At 61.9% G+C, this 19415-nt stretch carries 11 protein-coding genes and 1 pseudogene; 2 read left to right on the top strand and 10 right to left on the bottom strand.

The window, feature by feature from the left end; all coding sequences use genetic code 11:
- The first annotated feature begins 1 nt into the window (after window position 1).
- The gene (gene scpB / locus GV832_RS15600) at window positions 2-610 is read left to right on the top strand and encodes an SMC-Scp complex subunit ScpB (protein ID WP_168775819.1); all 609 of its coding nucleotides are present in this window, start codon (window positions 2-4) and stop codon (window positions 608-610) included.
- A gap of 608 nt (window positions 611-1218) precedes the next feature.
- Here scpB and GV832_RS22550 read toward each other — a convergent pair.
- The 3 genes and pseudogenes from GV832_RS22550 to GV832_RS15590 form a co-directional block, all read right to left on the bottom strand.
- Window positions 1219-1638 (bottom strand): annotated as a pseudogene (locus GV832_RS22550) (TniQ family protein); the annotation flags it as partial.
- Complete coding sequence (locus GV832_RS15595) at window positions 1635-2516, bottom strand: TniB family NTP-binding protein (RefSeq protein WP_168775818.1); 882 nt, start codon at window positions 2514-2516, stop codon at window positions 1635-1637. The gene GV832_RS15595 and the pseudogene GV832_RS22550, both read right to left, overlap by 4 nt.
- A 1-nt stretch (window position 2517) precedes the next feature.
- Window positions 2518-4179, bottom strand: coding sequence for a transposase family protein (locus GV832_RS15590; protein ID WP_227754463.1), 1662 nt, complete (start codon window positions 4177-4179; stop codon window positions 2518-2520).
- Between the two features lie 155 nt (window positions 4180-4334).
- On the opposite strand from GV832_RS15590, the gene GV832_RS15585 reads away from it, so the two are divergent.
- A complete protein-coding gene (locus tag GV832_RS15585; RefSeq protein ID WP_227754468.1) occupies window positions 4335-5294 on the top strand; it encodes a hypothetical protein in 960 nt (319 codons plus the stop codon).
- 84 nt (window positions 5295-5378) lie between these two features.
- Here GV832_RS15585 and GV832_RS15580 read toward each other — a convergent pair whose 3' ends face one another.
- The 7 genes from GV832_RS15580 to GV832_RS15550 form a co-directional block, all read right to left on the bottom strand.
- Window positions 5379-7940 (bottom strand): DEAD/DEAH box helicase family protein, encoded by a 2562-nt coding sequence (locus tag GV832_RS15580; protein ID WP_168775817.1) that lies wholly within the window; start codon window positions 7938-7940, stop codon window positions 5379-5381.
- 1 nt (window position 7941) lies between these two features.
- Window positions 7942-9744 (bottom strand): phospholipase D-like domain-containing protein, encoded by a 1803-nt coding sequence (locus tag GV832_RS15575; protein WP_168775816.1) that lies wholly within the window; start codon window positions 9742-9744, stop codon window positions 7942-7944.
- Complete coding sequence (locus GV832_RS15570; RefSeq protein WP_354001972.1) at window positions 9741-10874, bottom strand: hypothetical protein; 1134 nt, start codon at window positions 10872-10874, stop codon at window positions 9741-9743. The genes GV832_RS15575 and GV832_RS15570 overlap by 4 nt, the downstream gene beginning before the upstream one ends.
- A gap of 74 nt (window positions 10875-10948) precedes the next feature.
- Window positions 10949-14149, bottom strand: a complete 3201-nt coding sequence (locus GV832_RS15565) for a UvrD-helicase domain-containing protein (RefSeq protein WP_227754462.1) — start codon at window positions 14147-14149, stop codon at window positions 10949-10951.
- Between the two features lie 2 nt (window positions 14150-14151).
- Window positions 14152-16698, bottom strand: coding sequence for a PD-(D/E)XK nuclease family protein (locus GV832_RS15560; protein WP_168775814.1), 2547 nt, complete (start codon window positions 16696-16698; stop codon window positions 14152-14154).
- Window positions 16699-16826: 128 nt separating this feature from the next.
- A complete protein-coding gene (locus GV832_RS15555; protein WP_168775813.1) occupies window positions 16827-18395 on the bottom strand; it encodes an ADP-ribosylglycohydrolase family protein in 1569 nt (522 codons plus the stop codon).
- A 33-nt stretch (window positions 18396-18428) separates the two neighbouring features.
- Window positions 18429-19415 (bottom strand): helix-turn-helix transcriptional regulator, encoded by a 987-nt coding sequence (locus GV832_RS15550; protein WP_168775812.1) that lies wholly within the window; start codon window positions 19413-19415, stop codon window positions 18429-18431.

The following is a 19415-nucleotide window of genomic DNA, read 5'->3' as shown; positions in this document are numbered from 1 at the left end:
CATGGCACGGCGGGAAGAGGGAGGGCTTGACCGGGACCTGGCTGACCTGCCGCCTGATCTTCGCTGGCGGGAATGGCTGCGCCGGATCGAAGCGGTTTTGTTTGCCAGTAGCGCACCGGTGGCGCGGGATCATCTGGCGCGTGTCGTGGGGCAGGGGGTCTCGGTCTATCTGTTGATCGAGGATCTGGCGGTCGATCTGGAGGGCCGCCCTTATGAGGTGGCGCAGGTGGGTGCCGGGTGGATGCTGCGCACCAGGCCCGCCTATGCGCCCGCGATCCGCGCCGCGGCGGATGTGGGCGGGCATGCGCTGAACCTGTCAGAGTTCGACCTCGCCGTGCTGGCGGCGATTGCGTTTCACCAGCCGATCAGCCGCGACGGGTTGAAGGACATCTTCGGCAAAGAGATCAGCCGCGACCTCATCGGGCGGCTGGCCGAGCGCGACCTCATCGGCACCGGCCCCCGCGAACCCCGCCGCGGCGCGCCTTATACCTTCGTCACGACCGAGGCTTTCTTGGCTGCCTTTGGGATGGAGTCCTTGCGCGACCTGCCCGATCCTGAGCAACTTGCTGATGCCGGCTTGGCGGGATCTTTGGAAGCCCCTGACGTGTAAGAGGCCGCGCGAGTTGCGACAGGAGTGCCGCGGTCTTCGTGAAGCCGGGTCGCGGCCCGCAGCAAGGCGGCCAGATCAGGCTCTCTGGAGGAGGAGGCCGGCCCCAGCCCGGCAGTTTTGCTAAGCCGATCCGTAAGTATCCTGACCAGCCCGATGTGGTTTTCGGCGGCGCGGGTCAGCCCGACCCAGAGGGTTAGCGGGCCACGTTCTGTGGGGTCTCTTACCTCGATCTGCCGCTCTGACAGCCGCCGGAAGAAATCGTAGCGAACCCGATGCGACAAAAACGGGATCGTTGATGTCGCCGGGCCAACGGGCACTGGGTGTTTCATAAGCCGCGCGGCGAGAGACTGCCGGTCGTCCCGCGCGCGCCCAGCGGAATCAAGGCGCAGCAGATCGTCAATCAGGCGCTCGAGGCGCCGGGCGCCCAGGCTTGCCGGGCCTGTTGGTTTCGCGAGGTGAGCGTCGCAGAAGGCGCAGTACTGCTGTGGTACAAGGCGATCCCGCTTGAACGGCGCAAGGCCCTGACCACAAGACGGGCAGCGGTCACGCAATCGGCAGCCATGGCGAAAGCAGGACACGCGGGTTGCCAAGGTCCAGCTGCGCCGGAAATAGGGCACCGCGTCTTCCCGCAGGCAGGTGGTACAGAACTGCTGCCAAGAGGACTGCGCCGTCGATGTCCCTGCATCTTGCGGCCGGGTCCGCAGCCGCAAGCGCAGGATCGAAAGTGGACTGTTGGCCAGACAAAGACCGTCGATCTCTTCGGGGCAGATCGACGTATGGTCGAGCAGCAAGCGACGAACAGCATCCGGCAGATGCCGGTCAAGTTGTGCCGACCATGCCCCACCGGCGGCGCCGAGCACCGCTCCGAAGTAACGCGGCGGCGCGCCATTGGCATGCGCAAGTCGGTGCAGCCAGCTTGACAAAAGCTCGCCGGGTGCCGGTTTGACGTCCACCGGCCAGCGACGTCCCGTCGCCAGTCCATAGCGATGGGCGGGTGAAACCGTGATCCTCGGCGCAGTGCTGGTCATGTCATCGCATGGCGCAGGTTAGAGTTCCGCCGCCGTGACAGCGGCACATAGCCGAGGGCCATGATGGTGCTGGACGTGATCCTTTCCTCACCGTTCTCAACAGCTGCCACCGCCCCCCGGGTGACGATGTCGACCACCTCTCCGATCAGCCCTTCCGACAGATCATGGATCATTCTGGCAAGGGGAGGTCGTGAGAGGTTTGAGGCGTGGGCAAGCGGCATGCTGGCCTCCAGACTGTCGAGAAGCGTGGCGAAGTCTTCGTCAAAACCCCATCGCGGCACCGGGACCGTATCGAACCGCGAGCCCATTTCTTCGGTGTCGTGCAGTGCATCGTAGACGGCGATTTCGCCGACAAGCACTGGCGAGATGTCATGCACGCGTGCGATCCGCCGCAGGAACGAGAAGATTGCCTTCACATCCTGTCGGCGTCCGCGCAGCGCACTGTGGAATTCGTCGAAGATGAGCAGGCGCGGCTTCAGGCTGTCGAGAAGATGATCGACCTGTTCGCTGGCGCGGGACAGGCTGCGCCAGCCGGCAGCCTGCGGGGCGCGCAGCCCGGACAGGATGCTGGCGTAGAAATGCGACAGGCCAGCCCCCTCCCTGGTCTGGATGACCCAGACCCTTTGCCGGTCAACACGGCGGAGATGTTCGACGGCGAAGCGTTCGGCGATCATGGTCTTGCCGTTGTGATAGGGGCCGGCGAGCAGCAATCCGCGCGGGCGCAGGGATGAGGGTCGCTCGAGCAACTGTTGCATCGCATCGTGCGCCGCTGCGGCACCAGGATGGCCGATCCAGCGAGGTGCCCGGATATGCGCGATGCGGGCGGCCGCATCCGCCTTCAGAAGCGCCGAGCTTGTCGGCAGAAGATGGTCGGCCATGTCACCAGGTCTCGATGGGAAAGACGCGGCGGGGCCGGTCAGGCTCCGGTCCAGGATGAGCCGCCTCTGAAGCGTGCCCGGCACTGTGATACGCTTTCGGCGCGTCTGCCGCGTGTCGGGCCCGGGTTATCTCCCGCAGGTGCGCCTTCTTGGATTGTGCCCCCGCGACCGTTGCAGCGATCTCCCGGCGCAGGATGGTCTTGTCCTGCACGGGGCGTTGCTGGCTCTGGCGCTGGCGCGCCCGGTCCGCCTCATGTTGCCAGAGGGTGATCGACATGGTCATCCCGTCCCGTCGTCCGACCGGACGCCAGACACGCGTGTCGGGATCGGCGATGTAGATCCGGCTGATGTCCCGGGGGTCATAGCACAGATCGAGGGGTTCCAACCTGTCGCGCCGGGCCACGAGAGGCCCGAGCCAGTGTTCGAAGTAGTCGATGGCGAACAGGCTGACGCCTTGCGGCGAGATGCGGCGCGTCTTGCGAGGCAGGAAGTTGAGCAGGACATGGTCAGGATCATCGATCGGCCGGTCTGTCGGTGGACGCCGCCGAACCCATTCGATGGCCGGAACGGTCAGCTTGCGCGCGTTCTGGCTCTGGTTGTGATCGATGATTGCCAGGGCGATGCAGCGTTCAAGGGCCGCGAAGGTCAGACTTGCCCTTTCATCGGACGAGTAATCGCCGCGGTCCGCGATCGACCGCCCGGTCTTGCCGGGAAGGGAGCGAAGCACCGTGTTCACCTTGCCCAGGAGCCGTTCGACAATGCCACCCCGATGAACCGTGCCCTTGTTCCGGGTACGGACGGCTATCCCGAAGTCGGCGCATCCTTTCGTAAAGGTACTGCTCTGGAATTCCTTGGCTGAGTCGACAACGATCTGCTTCGGTCGGCCGTACATTTCCCAGGGATGCGCTATCCCGCGTTCGGCCAGCCAGTCATCCTTGCGGCACATCGCGTGTACAAGGCACAGAGCGACCGAGAGCCGGGATGGTCGTTCCAAGGTCAGGCAAAAGCCGATGATCGCACTGGTCGCCACATCGGCGGCGATGGTCAGATAGGGCCGTCCCACGAAAACGCCGTGGTCGTCGATCACTTCGACGAACTGGATATCGGCCGGCGTGTGATCGATCTGGACCACCTCAAGGGCGTGGTTGGCGCGGATGTAACCCGGACGCGGTTTCAGGCGGTGCAGGTGCTTGCCACCGGAAAGCCGCCGCCGCGCGATCTCCTCGGGAGTGAAGATGAGCGGAATCCGCTTGGCCACGGTGACATAGGCCGGGGGCTTGAAGCCTTGGCCGGCACAGCGCGCGCGGATCTCGTCGACGATTGGCGCGAGATCGGGTTGCTCCGGCTGCAGCCACATCTCCCGCAACGTCTCGGAAATGATGGCTTCAACGCCGGTCGATATCCTCGCACGCCGCGCCCTGTTCGTCCGAGGCAGAAGCGACGAGACACGACGCTCCCCGCGATACCGGGCGAGGTGATTGTAGACCTGCCGGGCCGAAAGGCGCAGTTCTGTCGCTGCCCGGCTGACAGACTCCCGCATTGGCAAGTCGCCGTCGAGAACCCGGTCAAGTTCGCGAGCGATCCGAACGGCCTTTGACCAGACCTCGTCAGAAGCGCGGTAAGCTGCCCGTTCCAATGGCCGATCTTTGCTGAGCGCTGTCATGCCACCGTGCCCTTCGAAACCTATTGAAGTCCGAATTGAAATTGAAATCGCAAAGCAGAAAATTGCGCCGATTCCGGCGCTACCATCGTGAAAACTCGTCATAACCATGCAGTGAAATCGTGAAGGAAAAGCGACAGTGGTTCCTGCCCGGCCCGATGGACGACGAGCCGGACTACCTGCCGCCGGGACCACGGGCCGAACCGCGTGAAACCGAGGTCCTCGACGATTGGCGAAAGGCAGAGGGAGGCCAGCCAGCCCGTCTTGCCCGTGTGGCCGGTCGCGTCGGCGCGCTGGACGACCGCCTGAAGCGCGGACCGGAAGGATGGCGGCACAGGCTGGCACTGATGGAGGCCGCAGATCTGAGCTGGCACACCGGTGACCGCATTAGCCAGGATCGGCTGGCTCTCTGGATCTCGCTGCGCCTGTCCGGTGTCCAGGACGACACGGCGGCGCTGGCGCGAGTCGGATGGGCGGTTCGACGGCTGACGGGTGGGCCGGGACCGGAGCAGGACTTGGCCGCCTTCCTCGACCGTCGCGACCCCGGGAACCTCAGTGATGAGAGCGAGCCGTTCATGGATCGCGCGAGCGGTTGGCTGGATCTGATGGGGCAGGCCACAGACCTGCACCCGATCACTCGCGCCGCTATGGGCTTTCACCTCTGGAGCTTGGCGGGTCTGGGGCAGCACCGTGACCGGATGGAAGCGGCAGTCGCGGCGGCGCGGATCGCTGCCAGCGAGGGGAGAGGAGCAGTTTTCGCGCCTCTGGCCATGGGCGGGGCAGGGGGGTTACGCGCCGGTGGTTCACCGTTCGAACGTCTGGCACGCTGGCTCGAGGGGATGGAGGCCGCGTGCCTGACCGCGATGCGGCAGCTTGACGATATCGAGGCATGGTCGGCGCGGGCAGTGGCCGCGATGACCCCGCTCTCGGGCAGAACGCCCCCAGCCTTGCGCGCGGTGCTGACCGAATGGCCGCTCGTCTCTGCGCCGATGGCCGAGGCCCAGACCGGCGCCAGCCGCGCTGCCGTCCAACGCAACCTTGCGTGGATGGAGGCTTATGGTCTGATCAGCGAGGTAACAGGACAGGGCCGTTACCGGATGTGGCGCGTGGCGAATTGAGGGGCTATCCTCATAACGAATGACTCCGTCAGGCAACACAGAAAAACTGCGCACGATGTGGATCGCGGTGATTGCAGGGCTGGGTTATGGACCTTCAAGAAACTCCCATGGCGCAAACGTTGGCGTAGCTGCAATTATACGATTCCGAAAAGCTTTGAGTTCTGCCGAAACTGGCACATGGGTTCCCTGATGCGGCAACACTTCCCCGTGCAGTTGTGCGCGCAGCTCCATCCAGCGTGCCTTTAAGACCTGCCAGTTGTGATCATCATAGGTTCCGCTGACAACGACAGGATGAATGCAAATACGTGGTGGATCGCCGTTGGCGTGCCCATACCATTCTTCTAGGTCTTTCAGCCAGCGGCTGCCCTTGCGGTCCACGCGACCGATCTGTTGTTCGACAATTCCCGGGTTCCATTCTGCATGCAGTATAACCACTGTGCGGCAGGCTTCATGCAGGTTTAACCCCTCTCGCCCAACGCGGGATTGAGCGAGAAGTACCATTGGCCAGGTAGAGGCGCGGTTGAATGCAGACTGCAGCAAGCGGCGAGTTTGAGGTTGGGTCGCGCCAGACATCATCCGGGCAAAATTGCCCTCTCGCCCAGAAAAGTCCTGAAGATACGACGCCAGCCGAGACTGCAATAAACTTTCGTTTTCTTGCTCTTCATCGGTTGATAGTTCATCCAGCAACCATTTGAACAGCGACAGCATTTCGTCGCCGGACCACGGTGCGTCAGCACTCTTACGCCTGTCGCCAAGCGCCTCCAGTAGTGCCCCGATCTCACCTTGCAGTTCCTCGCCATCGTCATCTTGGCGCAAATAGCCAACCAACAGCGCAGCGGTATCATCCATCGGTGCCAAGCCTTCGATTTCACGATGCAGCCTTGCGAGCTCTGTTCGGCGCGCACTGGACCATTTCCGATATCGCTCGGTAAGTATCTGGTTGATTGCAGTGATACCGCCTGTGGTCATACGGAGATCAGGGTCTTTCATGGCGGCTAGAACGGCGGGTTCGCTCTCGTCCCGAATTTTTGAGGCTGGCCAGTGCCGTCCGTCTCTGAGCCGCCGGAGCATTTCGCGCGCATCCAGTAGCCGGGTCAACGCATTCATCGGAGCTATGAAACGCCCGAAAACAAGGACCTTTTCGTTTAGTTTGGCATAAGACTCGATCAGTCGAACTGCGGCCAATATCGCAGGATGGGTGTAGATATCCGCAGGCTGGCCACGGAAGGCATCGAACCAGAATGACTGCGGGCCTTCTAACTCATCTATCTGCTGCAGCTGTTCCGCGGTTTCGGATTCGAGTGCGAGGCCAAAACCGTACGCTTGGGCCACCGAAAGACGTGCACGCTTCACGCGATGATCATCTTGGGGCAAGATGGAAAGCGCTTCAGCTGCACAGAACCGACGCAGCCAGTCGCGCGTGAACCCCTCCGTTGTCGGTGACACTTTCAGGTCCTCAACAACACGATAATCACCATGCGCTTCCTGAAATGCGCGAATCTGCGGGTCGTGGCGCTTATCCCTTCTTAGAACATAGGGACGCAATGCCTTTTGAAATCTGGTTGCAGCGTTCTCGAAGCTGTCAGTCAATGGCTCGTCAAGTTCTTCGACCTGGATGCGTTTGACGATATCGACATAACCGCTGATCCATGCGGCAAGTTCGGCAAGCGGCGTGATGTCTTCGCCGTCGTCCTGACCGCTGATCCGGCCCAGTGTGTCAATCCATTGAGCAGAATCCAGTTCAACAGGCGTGGCCGTCATCCCGAGGCGGAATGGATCATCGGACTCCCAACTGACTGGCCCGAGAATGCGCGAAAGGCTGGAATCCTCCCCACGGGCCTTGTGGGCTTCATCAACGACGATCAGGTCGAACCGACCCAGCCCGTACCCTATGAGTGGAAGGATCTTGCGCTTGTATTCATCGGCCGCAAGCCATCGGTGGTCGCCGACCAAATCATCGAGCACGCTCCGACACAAGCCGTGTTCAATGATAGTGTTGGCAATCGTGCGGGCGGCGCGGCGGGTGGCATGGACCTGGCTGACCTCACCACGGTGAAAGCTGTTGCGCATGAAATTGCGCCGTTGCCCGGCCAGCAATCGCGCAACATTCGGAAGCAACTCACGCCGCCATCCACCTGCCGGACCGTCGCTTGGATTCGGGAAGCGCATCGCTGCAAAAGTATGAGAGATCATCAAGACCTCTTCGTCGTCCCACCCCTTTTGAGGTAATTCGCGTTGTTGCCTACGGTTCCTTAGCCAGTCCTTGTGCTTGCGTTTGTGTTTTTCATTTCCTTCGGCATCTTCCTCGGTGAGGAAACCTGCGATAAACCCGTCATAGCTGCGCAGTGGCAGCAGGGTCTGGTCATCAGGGTGAAATAGCCTCAGTTCCTTCTGCCACTGTACGCCCAACCCAGCCGGAAGGACAATCGCAGCTCTGCCGCCTGCCTTGCGAACTGATGAAATGAGTGCAACCGCTATTCGGGTTTTGCCCATCCCGACTTCGTCGGCCAGCAAAGCGGCCCGCTGACCGGATCTGATCCGCGCAGCAAGTTGCGCAACAGATGCGCGCTGTCCAGCATCGAGCGGTTCATCCGTCTGTTGAGACGCGAGCTGCTCAAGATAATCAGCGGCCTTCATCCAATCCATGTCAGATGCCCTCGTCAGCCCAAAGCGACGGAAGGTCATCGATCTTCCATTCCCGAGCTACAGCCTTCAACGATTGTTCCAGCAGGGTCAGGTCGATGTCGTCTGGGCACATCCGCGGGTCCATTAGTGCCGGTAAGGGATTTGCCTTCGCATCGCGAAAAAAGCCAATCATCGGCTGCTCCTGCTTGGAGATCGCGCGCAAGGTGTGACGCAGTTCTCGGCACCAACGCTGCCAATCTCGCGGGTCAAGTCTTGCCTGGGTCTCGCCAAGCCGCACCAGAAGGCTCATCATCTGGCGAATAGCATAGGTTGCGGGTGGCAAATCCGGGGTATCCGAGGCTTCCACCATTGGCTCACCGCCTTCGGGTCCGTCATCGGGCTGATCTGCGTCCAAGGGTTCTGGGAACGCCTGCAGGCCGGCCAAGACGTCTTCCACTGTCAACTCGGATGGCCGTGGCACAACAAGCACGCCCTCCGCGATCACGGGAACGCGCCAGCCACCATGTGTCAGCGTGATAACGGCTGGAGCAGGTGCAGGCCAGATGCAGGGCGTGGGGCACGATGCACCGTCCGGACCTATGACATCCAGAACAATCCCGCCTGGCGCACAAAGCGTATCATCCTTCCAGTTCAACCAAGACGCTGGCGGCAGTGTTTCAGGCTCTTCGGGGAGCACAAACCCGCTGCCAGACTGTAGCTTCGAAGGCTCGACGGTCTCGTTGAACTGGATTGGCAACAGGGTCGCAAAACCATGCTTGCTGTTCTTTTGGCTGCGCCATTTCAAGCCTTTGGGAAGATCGACGACAACGCCCGCTTCAAGATTGCCACCCGCACTGGCGGCCTTTTCAAATCCGTTCCGGCTGAGATTTCCCGACCCTAGATAGACGCGCCCAACGGCCTCGTCGTGCCCTGCGCCGAGCAATACAAACTTAGCGTGAAGTCGCCCGTCCTCGCCATGCATAGCGGAAATCGGGCGCCGGAGATTCCAACCGGCCGCGGTCAGGGCAGGGCCGCGCATGGCCAAACCTTGACAGGACAATGGGTTCAAGAACAGGTCCAAAGTCGCCGATTTCTTCAAGAGCTTTTCTTCGACCAGCCTCTCGCGAAACCTCTCAAGCAGCCCCGCGCTACCATCGCCTTCTGCTTCAAAATATCCGGACCCAAGGATTAGGCGATCTGCCTTTTTTCCCAATCCAAGTCGATCGACAACCTGTGGGAGCAAAGCCTCAGACCGGCTGTCGATGAAACGCGGCGGCAAGGTAGAGGCCGGAAGGCGCTTGATCTCGCCCTCAAGCCGCGCATAGGGCAGTGCACCGTCATATTCCCGTTCGATCAGAGCGCAATCCCCGCGTTCACGCAGCCATTCGAACATGTTCCAGGCCGCACGAATATCTGCGATATCCTGATCTTGCGGATCATCGGTCTGAAGATCAATTGACCAGAACAGGTCGATACTGTCCGTCAACGGGTCTTGCGTCCAGTTTCCCGTGCTGACCGCGAGCCTGATGGTATATCCGTCTTCATCGCGTTTACGAAATCCCAGCAAAGCAACCTTGGCGTGCAAGAGGTTGTAACCTCGATCCTGCAGTCGCATCCACATCCAGGCTAGACCCGATATGTCCGAAATTGCGTTGATTGTCGGGTGAATGAACGTGGCCAGTACGGGGCGGGCCATTTCTCCCGTGAAGCTGCGCCGGATCTGCCCCATCACCTTGGGCGTTGCCGTAAATCCGCAGAGGAAACCGAAATCCCCGAAACAATCCTTGGGCGGCATGAAGAGGGTGATAAGCGTTGTGTTCGTCATGCTCGTTCTTCAGCTGCTGTGTCCCGACATCCTGGGTTCACATCGCCGTTCAGTTCGGTGACAAGGCAATGAAGATTGTAAAGTCGGAATAATTGGGGTGCGAACTCGGCATCCTTGACGGGTTCGCTTGCATCGATGCTTGGCATCTCTCCGGCTGCTGGTCCCAGACCGATACGACCGTCCCGCCACCTGATCACCGTTCCATCGCGCTCGGCCAGCTTTTGAAGAAGCTGTTGGTCGGAAAAATCCCGGACCTCTGACAGGAGTTTCCGGCTGCTTAGCTCATCTGCTGCGTCAATTCTGGCACCCAGGCGGCGGGCGCATTGGCGAAGCGCCGCGAGGGGCTCGCCCACGGTTTTGTTGGCCTCTCCGAAGGGCAGCCAAGCAGCCTCATTGGCATCGCGAATCTGAAGCAGACGTTCTTCCAAGCGATATAACACCGCCAGTGCGGCACTGCGTAAATCCATGAAAGCCGCCCCCGCGCGCAGGTCCGTCCAATGGTCGGCAGTTATCCCGCTGAGCGGTTCGACAGCATCGAGCTGAGCTGCACTGGGCCCGGTCTTGAGTGCCACAAGAGCACGCCGACGCAACGTGGACGGATCGTCACCTCCGACAAGCTGGGCCAAGATCAGCTTCCGCACGGCGGGTGGGACGGCAGCATTCGGTGACAGGTCTTCGATTACCTTGTTCAAACCATGAGGGGATCCTCCATGTGCCCATGCTGCCAGAACACGACGGTAGTTTGCCATCACCGGCAGGTTCAGCATCTGCGCGCCTGCGGTGTGGATGGTGAAAGCACCAAAGCGACTGCCCCGCACGAACCCTAGCGCGACCAGCGGTTGCACCATGGCCATGCGCATGGGTTGAATTACATAGGTGCTGCGTCGCTTGAGGTTCTTGAAACTCCAGTCCTTCAGCCCTTGCATCTTGCGTAGACCGCGCACACGACGGTCCGCAAGGCCCTGTTCGATTGCTTTTCGCATCATCAAAGCCTCGACGGCGTTGCCGACTGGCAAGGCCGACACACCCAACTCTTCGGCAATGGACACCGCCAAAACCGACCAGAGAAGCGGCATCGGAAACCACATGCCACCCAAGCCTGGAACTGAACGATCGTTGTAGTGCCGCACGGCGCTGGCGAGGCCTAGGTTCTGCTGCCTGCGCTGCGAAAGGATAGTGTCAGGCGCGAGTATTCCCCAGGGCGTCAAGAAATATTTTCCTGATGTGCGCGGGCATGAACAGAGGCCAGGTCCAGGAAATCCAACCGTCCATGATCAACCCAAAGTACTGCCACACCATTCAATTCGTACGTCGGGAGTACGTCTCGGACCAAGGCGGCATAGGCTGAAAGCTGCGGCCAGTAGAGTCCGAAACCCTCACCCGGACCGCCGGTCTTGTGGTCGATCAACAGGCATCCCTTCCGCCCAACGGCCAGCAGGTCGATCATGCCGGGAATTTCAGCACCCTCTTTAGTACGTCCCAAAAGGGGGATTTCACAAAGCAGATCAGTGTAGCCATCGGCCACAAGCCAGCCTTTCAACGCAGCTGCTCGCTCCGCGATCAGTTCCAGAGTCGCATCGTCCAACCCGGTAGCCTTGGGCAGGGATTCAGTTAGATCAGGTCGCGTCAGGCAAGTCCGCAAGGCAAGGTGGATCGCTGTGCCACGCGCCGCGTCGCTGACCGTGTGGGGCCATGGTGCGCCCAAGGCGATACCCTGGCTGCTAGGGGCGGGCAGCGCGGTTGTCGATTGCGATGGTTGCAACCGCCAGGGTGTCAAGGTCCCAGCCGCTAAGGGCGTCGCGCCGCCGAGCCGTGGGAGATCGGTGATCTCAGTCGCCGAATACTCGGTGAAGCCTGCGTGTTCGGGCAACTGCCTGATGATGGCCGGGCACTCGATCCCGCCGATGCGCAATGTATTACCACCGATCTGCGGCGCGCAGGCATCTGCGAAAACATGGAACAGGCACTTGGCTTCCGGGGCTTCCTCGTCCCGCTCCTTGAGGAAACCCGGCCACTCCAGCACCAGCCGGTCGCGCGCCCGTGTCAGGGCGACATACAGCAGGTTCTTCGCATTGGCCTCGAAATCTGCGCGCCGATCCTCGATGAACCGCCGCTCGGGTTCGGGCGCAGCAAATCCTGGGGTATGGATCAGCGCGGCCGAGGCCAGAACGGCTTCCATATTGTCGATCTTGTCCAGTGCAGTGAACTGGGTCGCGGTGCTGCCGGGCCATTCTTCGATCCCGTGATCAAACTCTGCCACCACCGTGATCGGCCACTCACGACCCTTGCAGGCGTGCCAGGTAACGATCTCTACCGCTTCGGCACTGTTGGCAGCAGGGTCGGGGCGGCGGTCGAACTCGCGCTCAGCCGCGCGGGCATCGAGCCAGCCCAGGAAAACCTTGGCGCTTTCGCCATGGAACCCCGCGGCGGCCTTGAGGTCGCGATGCGCGGATTCGAAGTCGATCGCTTCGGCTTCAAACCGCAGAAGGTCTGCGCGGGCCTGAGCCGCATCTGGCTGACGGTCAGCCCAAAGCCGCAGTCCGGAGGCATTGATCACAAGGTCAACTGCCTTGGAAATCGGCACGCGCGCAAGGCAGTCCGACAGGGCCGCCAGCCGCATGAGGACCGGGTCATCCGCCAGACTCCCCTGGATCTGCGCGCTCATCGCGGCTTGCAGGCTGATCGGATCCGGGCCGAGGGTACGCAGGACCAACGCGGAATTGGTATCGGCAGGGTTCGCGGCATAACTGAGCGCCGCACGCGCCGCTTGAACAACCGGACTCGTCGCCCAGCCATCTTCGGCGATGCGGACAGGAACGCCGCGCGCGCGCAATTCCTCGGCATAGCGGGCGGCTGTCGTGTGCCGGTAAACCAGAAGCGCGATATCAGAGGGGCGGACGGCCCTTGTGGCCTTGGTGTGCCGGTCGGTGATTGGTTCGCCTGCGTCAAGGATGCGGGCGATGCGCTCGGCGATGTGTTCCTGAGGCTTCGAGAAGTTCTTCACCCCGCGCCCCTTGACGATGTTCAGCACTTCCAGCGCCGGACCAGGCACCGGGTCGCGGGTCGGGGCCAGCGGATTGTAGCCCGCGCCAAACAGCCCGGCGCCCATGGCATTGACGAAGTCCATCACCGCCGGCGTTGACCGCCAGTTGCGATCCAGGGGTTGCGTCGCCTTGGGGTTGGCCGCTGCCAGCGCTTGCGACAGGCGGGGATCAGCGCCCTGAAACCCCATGATCGACTGCTTCACATCGCCCACGAGAAGCGCCCGAGGCGCGCGGGCACCCAACTGCCACAGCAGCGCGAACTGCACCGGATTGGTGTCCTGAAATTCGTCGATGATGACGCAGTCGATCTCATTCAGCACAGCTTGGCGCACCGTTGGATCGGTGCGCAGTAGCCGTTCTGCGCCCGCAATCATGTCGGCATAGTCAATCAGCCCGAGTGCTTTCTTGCGCGTCTCATAAGCCTCCATCACTTCCTGGGCACAGGCGATCAGGCAGCGAAAGTGCAGCTTGGCATCGGCCAAGGGACCGGGGTGAGAAGGCAGCGCTTCCGCAGCCTGCATGATCTCAAGTGCAAGGTCATCATAGCCGTCGGGTGTTTTTGAACTCCGGTTCGAGGTGAAGAGGCTGCGCAGGGACTGCCAGAGGCTCCAATCCCGGTCCAGCAGGGTTGGATCGCGATCAACGCGACGAAAGAGGGCAAGGTTCTTTTCCAGCGTCTCGCGGGGGCCCTTGGCGGTGATGCCCGCCATGCCGCCTTCGGGAAAGGCGGCAAGCATGGTGGAGACTGCCTTTGCCAAGGCATCCCAGGCGGCGGCGGGATCCGCGAGCACCTCGCCATAGATCGAATCGAGCCGCGTCAACGCGGGTGCGATCAGGCCTGGATCACGGCCTTTGTCCCCCAGCCCCCGCAACAGGTCGATCATCGACAGAACGCGGCCGCGCAGGGAATCCTCGACCGTTTCGCCCTTTTGCCAGTTCGGCTGATACCCGAACCGCTCAGGTTCGGCCTTGATCGGGTCAAGCGCCTTGGCATGCGCCAGCGCTTGCCGGATCAGCAGGTCCCGCTCGGCATCGCCAAGATGACGCGGTTGCAGCGAGGCACCCGCCGCCAGCGCATGTTCCGTCAACAGCCGCAGTCCCAAACCATGGATGGTGGAGACATAGGCGCGCTCAACGGCCATGGCCTCGGCCACCAGCCCGTCCGCCAGAAGACCCGCCCGGATACGTTCGCGCAATTCGCCTGCGGCGGCTTCGGTAAATGTCACGGCAAGAATCCGTTCGGGCCTTACGATCTTGCGCTTCACCCAGTCGGAAAGCTGGGTCTTGATTCGATGGGTTTTCCCTGCGCCCGCGCCGGCGGGCACGATGACCAGTCCTCGGTCCAAGTCTGCTGCGTTCATGGTCATGCCTCCTCGATCTGGCGAATGAACGCGGTAACCAGGGTCGAGCCATCCGTCAGCGCATAAGGTGTGAACCCCGCCTCCTTCTTGAAAAACCCCTCGTCGGCCGAGGTGTTCAGCACCACCCGTCCGGCGCCAAGCTGGGCCAGCCGTTCAGCAAGCATGGCAACAGCCGCATCATTGACGGCATCGCCCATGTCGCGGGCGGGCGATCCGTCTGCAGGCACAAGGCCGGACGTCAAGAGCCCGCCGTCATTCATCAGGTGATAGGCAATCCCCACCTTGCGGCCGATCAGAGGGTCCATCCCATCGCCCTCGCGCCGAATGGGACGGGCGAGCATGTCACGATAAAGCCCTGCCTGCAGATCCCACCCAGCCTCCATGCGCCTGCGGCGGCCCGATGTGCCACTTTTCTTGTGATCGACGACAAGCAGCGCACCGTCTGGCAATTCAAGGATCGCATCGGCCTTGCCGTGAAGATTGATGCCATGCGCCTCACCGGCCAGCCAGATCTCGTTGCCGATGATCTTTGCGCCAAGCGCCAGCAGATGTTCGCGCCAGCGCAGCGCTGCCTGAAGAATCTCGCGTTCGAGGCCGCTGCGCTCCATTTCCCACGATGCGCTGCGCAGAAACCCTGCGTGGCGGGTGAGCGCGCGATCGGAGGCTTCGGCAACCGCGACAGTCAGTGCCGCAGCTTCTGGCACAGGCTGATCCTTGAGGAACACATGCTCGAACACGTCATGGGCGATGTTGCCCTTGGCCATGACATCGAGTTCCTCTGCGGACCAGGACATGCCGCCTGCGCCAACCTCCTCCAGAAGCCAGGCCAGTGGGCTGACCAGAAGCGTTTCCAGCCGAGACGGCGACTGAGGTTTGGTAGTTCCATCATCCTTGCGCCGCAGGGCCAGCAGGTCGATGCCGGGGAAAGACAGGGCCTCGGGCAGATCGTCCGGTTCCGGTAGGGGCGGAAGGCGGTGGTGCGCCACAGGCCAATCGCCGGGCGGCAATCGCGACAGGTCCAGGATCAGATCCTGCGCATCCTCGACACCCGATATCGCCCGCGCGACCAGGGAAAGCCCGGCCGAGGGTTGTTGCCGTGCCCCGGCCAGATCGCGCCACGGGATCAGAAAGGTCACGGTGTCGGTAACCGCCTGAAGCTGTTGATCGAAAAGAGACAGGCCTTGCGCCAAACCCTCAGCCCGGCCGCGAAGGTGCAGCCCTGTTGTGGCTCGGATCGTGATGATTTCGCTGTCCAGAAACATGGGATTGGCGCGCGGACGCGTCGGATACAGACCATCGGTGAAATCCGTCACGATCAGGTGCCGGCAGGGCCGCCACGGGCTTTCCAGTGCAGACCACAGGCTGACACCTTCAAGGTTGCGCTCTGGATCGGCAACTAACGGGGGAGCAATCTGGATACCGCGCAGGATCGCTTCCCAGTCCGGGTTACCCTCGCCGGGCGGGATCGACAGACGGGCGCGGACCTCGTTCCCGTTCGCAATGCGCTCGCAGATACGGTCGATCAGGAAACGCAGTTGCGCAAGGCTGCCAGCCGAGGCGCGAATGTCAGTCCAGAGGTCCTTGTGCGCAGGGGTGGGCGACAGGACATCGCCGCGAAAGTCACCGCCGATCAGGTTTTCCGCGAGGTCGCGCCCGGTCTGTGCGGACCATGGCATCAATGGTGACAAGGTGAGGCTGGCCAGGACCATAGCAGGTGTGGGTGTTCGCTTGGCCAGTGCCAGCTGAAGGGCTGTCTCACCAATGATGTCGCGCTCGGGCAGGCTGGAGGGAAGCCCGGAAATCGGCACGCCCTGCTCGGCGAAGGCGCGGGCAATCTGGCATGGGTCACCCGAGGCCAGCACAGCAATCTCGCGCGCCGAAATACCGCTTTCGATCAGGGCCCGCGCACGGGCGGCGGCAAAATCAGCGCAGGCCGCCAAATCGCGCAGACCATAGAAGGCGAGGCTGTCATCCTTTGGCCCGGCCTCGATTGCTGCCTCGGCCACCCCGCCCTGCAGGGCGTGCAGCCTCGACCCTTCACGCGCCGCGCGCCCCTTGGCGGGGGCCTCTACAGCCCCGAATTCCTGCTGAAGCCGTGCGTAAAGGGCCTTCATTGCGGCTGGCGCATGCGGATCGAGCGATCCCTGAACCACCGGCAGCGGGTCAAGAAACCGCCCATGCGGCAGCTCCAGCACATGGCGCACCGGGGCCAGCCCTTCGGGTAAGGCGTCACCCAGTTTTCGCCAGAGTTCGACAAGTGCGTCCAGATGCCGCCGAGCGCGACTGTCCTCCATCGGCCCGGTCGCCGGGGCGCGCAGATCGGCCGTGGCCAACACTAGACCCTCCAGCGCCGCACTGACGGCCGAGATCGTCTCGACCGGCGCATTGGCAAGGCTATCCCGCCAGACCGGATCGGGGTTCTCCAGAATCGCCCGCCCCGGCGCCCATTCCGGTGCTTTGGGAGCAAGGGAAAGCTCAGCAAGGCCGGTATCGGTCAGCCGGTACTGCAGGCCCGAGCGAGGATCGACGACGAGAAAAGGGTAGAACATGAGTTTCGATCTCGCTGCATGAAATGTCGAGTGTAACGGGATGCCATTCTGACTCAATGGTTTATACGACTATTCCCGCTCTCTTCTGCGCGTTCAACAAGCTCGCTTCCGGATGTTTGACCTTATGATTACCCTCCCGGATAGACTTCGAAGAGTTCCTCTGCGGCACTGATATCGGATGAAAGCTGCCTGTAATCCCGAACCACTTGCGAGATGATGTCCGCACCTTCGACGATTTCCGCCCAACGGTGTCGAAGCACAGCAGCGGGATCAAGCAGACCCAGCATATTGCCGGCAGTCGCCGCCGTTGAATCGCTGTCCCCACCGTGGGTGGCTGCAATCAGGAGGGCCTCTTCGAAGGAGTTTCCCGCAAGGCAGGCATAGAGCGCGATCGACAGGGCCTGTTCGGCGATCCAGCCACCACCCAAGGATTCGACTGTTTCCCCAGCCCCGTCCCGAGGCGCACGAAGCGCAGCTTGAATTGCCTGTGCGGTCTCTTCGCCCCCCGTCAGTCGCGCATAGGTCTCTGCCGTCTGGGCTGCGGTCTTCTCCAGATCAGCACCCCCCGCGACATCGGCAAGCATTTCTGCCCAAGCGGCCGCCGCAAGCTGGCCAGTGCGGTGGCCATGCGTCAGGGCGGATGTCTCGATGGCCATCGCGCGCACCTGGTCGCGCGGGAACATCAAGCCGATGGGGGCCACCCGCATGATGGTCCCGCAACCTTTGCTGTTGTTGCGGGCGAGGTCCCCAAGATTGGCGCTCGCCGCGAGGGAAGATAGGCAGGTATTGCCAGGCGCGCGGCGGATCCGAAGGCGGGGGTCGTTGATAAGCCCCACATCGTCGGTCTGAACCTTCGGATTGCCACCTTGAGTTCTGTACCAGCGCAACAGCGCGTGATGGATGACGGACGGCGGGTGGCAGATACCCTTCAGAGCGCCGCGAACCCGCGCGCGCAGGATCCCCTCGACCGTGAACAGCGTCATCTGGGTGTCGTCTGTGATGGCGCCGTGCAGCCCCATGTGCGGTGGCAGTTCCGAAATTCCGTCCGGGAAACGACGACGGATTTCAGCGAGCGACAGGAACTCGATCTCGGCTCCCAGACTGTCCCCGATGGCCCCACCCAGAAGACTCGCATGGAGTCGGATCAGCGGCAGCCCGTCATGTCGGGCGTAATCGGTCACAAGGCGTTCCTGAACTTGCGTCTCGATGGCCCCGGGCCGTGCGGCGCGGACGAGGGTCATGGCCTTGCCCGCTGGATGTCCGCGCTCAACCAGTAGAAGGGCGGCAATCGTTCCCGCACGCCCCAGTCCACCCCGGCAATGGACCAGCACCCGGCCGCCATTTTCCAGGATCCGATGAAGGTGGGGCGACAACTCGCGCCAGCGCGCCATGGCCTGTGGCGTTGGCACACCCAGATCGGGGATCGGGATGTGATGCCAATCCATCCCGCGTGCCCTTACCGCATCACCAAGATCCGTGACAGAAAGCAGATCGAACTCAGAGTCCTCGATCAAGGTCAGGACCGCTTTCGCTCCCCAGGCCCTTATCACGTCCAGATCAACATCCAGATTGCGGTCCCATCCCTCGCCAAAGACACTGTCGCCTTTCTTGCCAGGACAAAGGGTCAGACCGAGATGACCGTTCCCAATAGGCAGGCTGTCGATGCGAAGGGGGTGGGATGTGCTGTCACGAAGCAAGCGCTGTACTTTCTTTGTCGATTCGAGCTGAAGTTACTCTTGGGGTGCGTCAGTTTCGGTCGTATCAGAAACTGGGTCACCAGAAGCTGCCAAGAACTGCGCCTCAACCTGATCGCCCCACCTCACCAAATACCATTCCATTTCCTGACGGCCTCCAGCGCGGAAACGGACCATCAGCGATCCGTCTTCCAGACGCTCGGTCTTCTGTTTCGGATGGAACACATATCCAGCAGCTTCATCGGCGACCTCAGGCAGAAAGCGCCAGACCACGTCCTGCGGTTCTTCGCGCCAGACGCCGAAGCTTTCTGACAACCACTCCTGCAGATCGAACTCTTTGGGGCGCTCATAGACATCAGGCTCCAAAGAAATCTGTTCGAAACCAGCCAGTGCAAACAGACGCAGATCGTCCTGGTATTCACTCCAGGCCAATAGATATTGGCGCCCCTGACCAAATAACACCGCAATCGGGCCGAGCCGGGTATTTCGTGAGAGTTTTGCGCTGCCACGAGCGCGGTGGTCGGCCGAGATCATGACCCCTGCAAGAATTGCCTCCCGAAGTGCAGAGAGAATCTCAGAGGGGATTCTTTCGCGCGGTCCAGGTCGAAAGGCAACTCCATCGGCCGTCAGTTGCGCTTCAAGGTCAGCGGCGATCTTCCGGCGGCGATCCTCGCGGAACATGGCCTGTACCTTTGTCAGCAGGCGCTCCAGCGTGTCTGCCGTCACCTCATCCCCCTCGCGCCGTGCGATTGCGGCTGCGCGGTGCCCCGCGGTCAGCTCATCGAGCGTCGGCTCGACCATGCGGCCCAATGAGCCGGGCGGAAAACGCCAGTATTTTCGTCCGCTCTCTCCTGATATCTCCTCTATCTGGGGGTATGCGTTGCGCACGGCATCACGCATACGTTCTGCCGTGCGGCGCGATACGCTGAATTCCCGTTCGATATCGCTGAGGGAAACCCCTTCAGCTGAACCTTGCATGGTAAGTGCCAGCTTTTGCAGATCTTCTTGGCGGGCGTAGCGCAT

It is taken from the genome of Stagnihabitans tardus (genome assembly GCF_009925085.1).
In the GTDB taxonomy this organism is placed as follows: Bacteria; Pseudomonadota; Alphaproteobacteria; order Rhodobacterales; family Rhodobacteraceae; genus Stagnihabitans; species Stagnihabitans tardus.
This window is presented reverse-complemented; position numbering and strand designations above follow the sequence as displayed.

Bases quoted from the DNA above. Each gene is read 5' to 3' on its own strand.
- GV832_RS15550 (WP_168775812.1), bottom strand. From the start codon at position 19,415: ATGCGCTACGCCCGCCAAGAAGATCTGCAAAAGCTGGCACTTACCATG.
- scpB (WP_168775819.1), top strand. From the start codon at position 2: ATGGCACGGCGGGAAGAGGGAGGGCTTGACCGGGACCTGGCTGACCTG.
- GV832_RS15595 (WP_168775818.1), bottom strand. From the start codon at position 2,516: ATGGCCGACCATCTTCTGCCGACAAGCTCGGCGCTTCTGAAGGCGGAT.
- GV832_RS15565 (WP_227754462.1), bottom strand. From the start codon at position 14,149: ATGAACGCAGCAGACTTGGACCGAGGACTGGTCATCGTGCCCGCCGGC.
- GV832_RS15580 (WP_168775817.1), bottom strand. From the start codon at position 7,940: ATGGATTGGATGAAGGCCGCTGATTATCTTGAGCAGCTCGCGTCTCAA.
- GV832_RS15575 (WP_168775816.1), bottom strand. From the start codon at position 9,744: ATGACGAACACAACGCTTATCACCCTCTTCATGCCGCCCAAGGATTGT.
- GV832_RS15590 (WP_227754463.1), bottom strand. From the start codon at position 4,179: ATGACAGCGCTCAGCAAAGATCGGCCATTGGAACGGGCAGCTTACCGC.
- GV832_RS15560 (WP_168775814.1), bottom strand. From the start codon at position 16,698: ATGTTCTACCCTTTTCTCGTCGTCGATCCTCGCTCGGGCCTGCAGTAC.
- GV832_RS15585 (WP_227754468.1), top strand. From the start codon at position 4,335: ATGGACGACGAGCCGGACTACCTGCCGCCGGGACCACGGGCCGAACCG.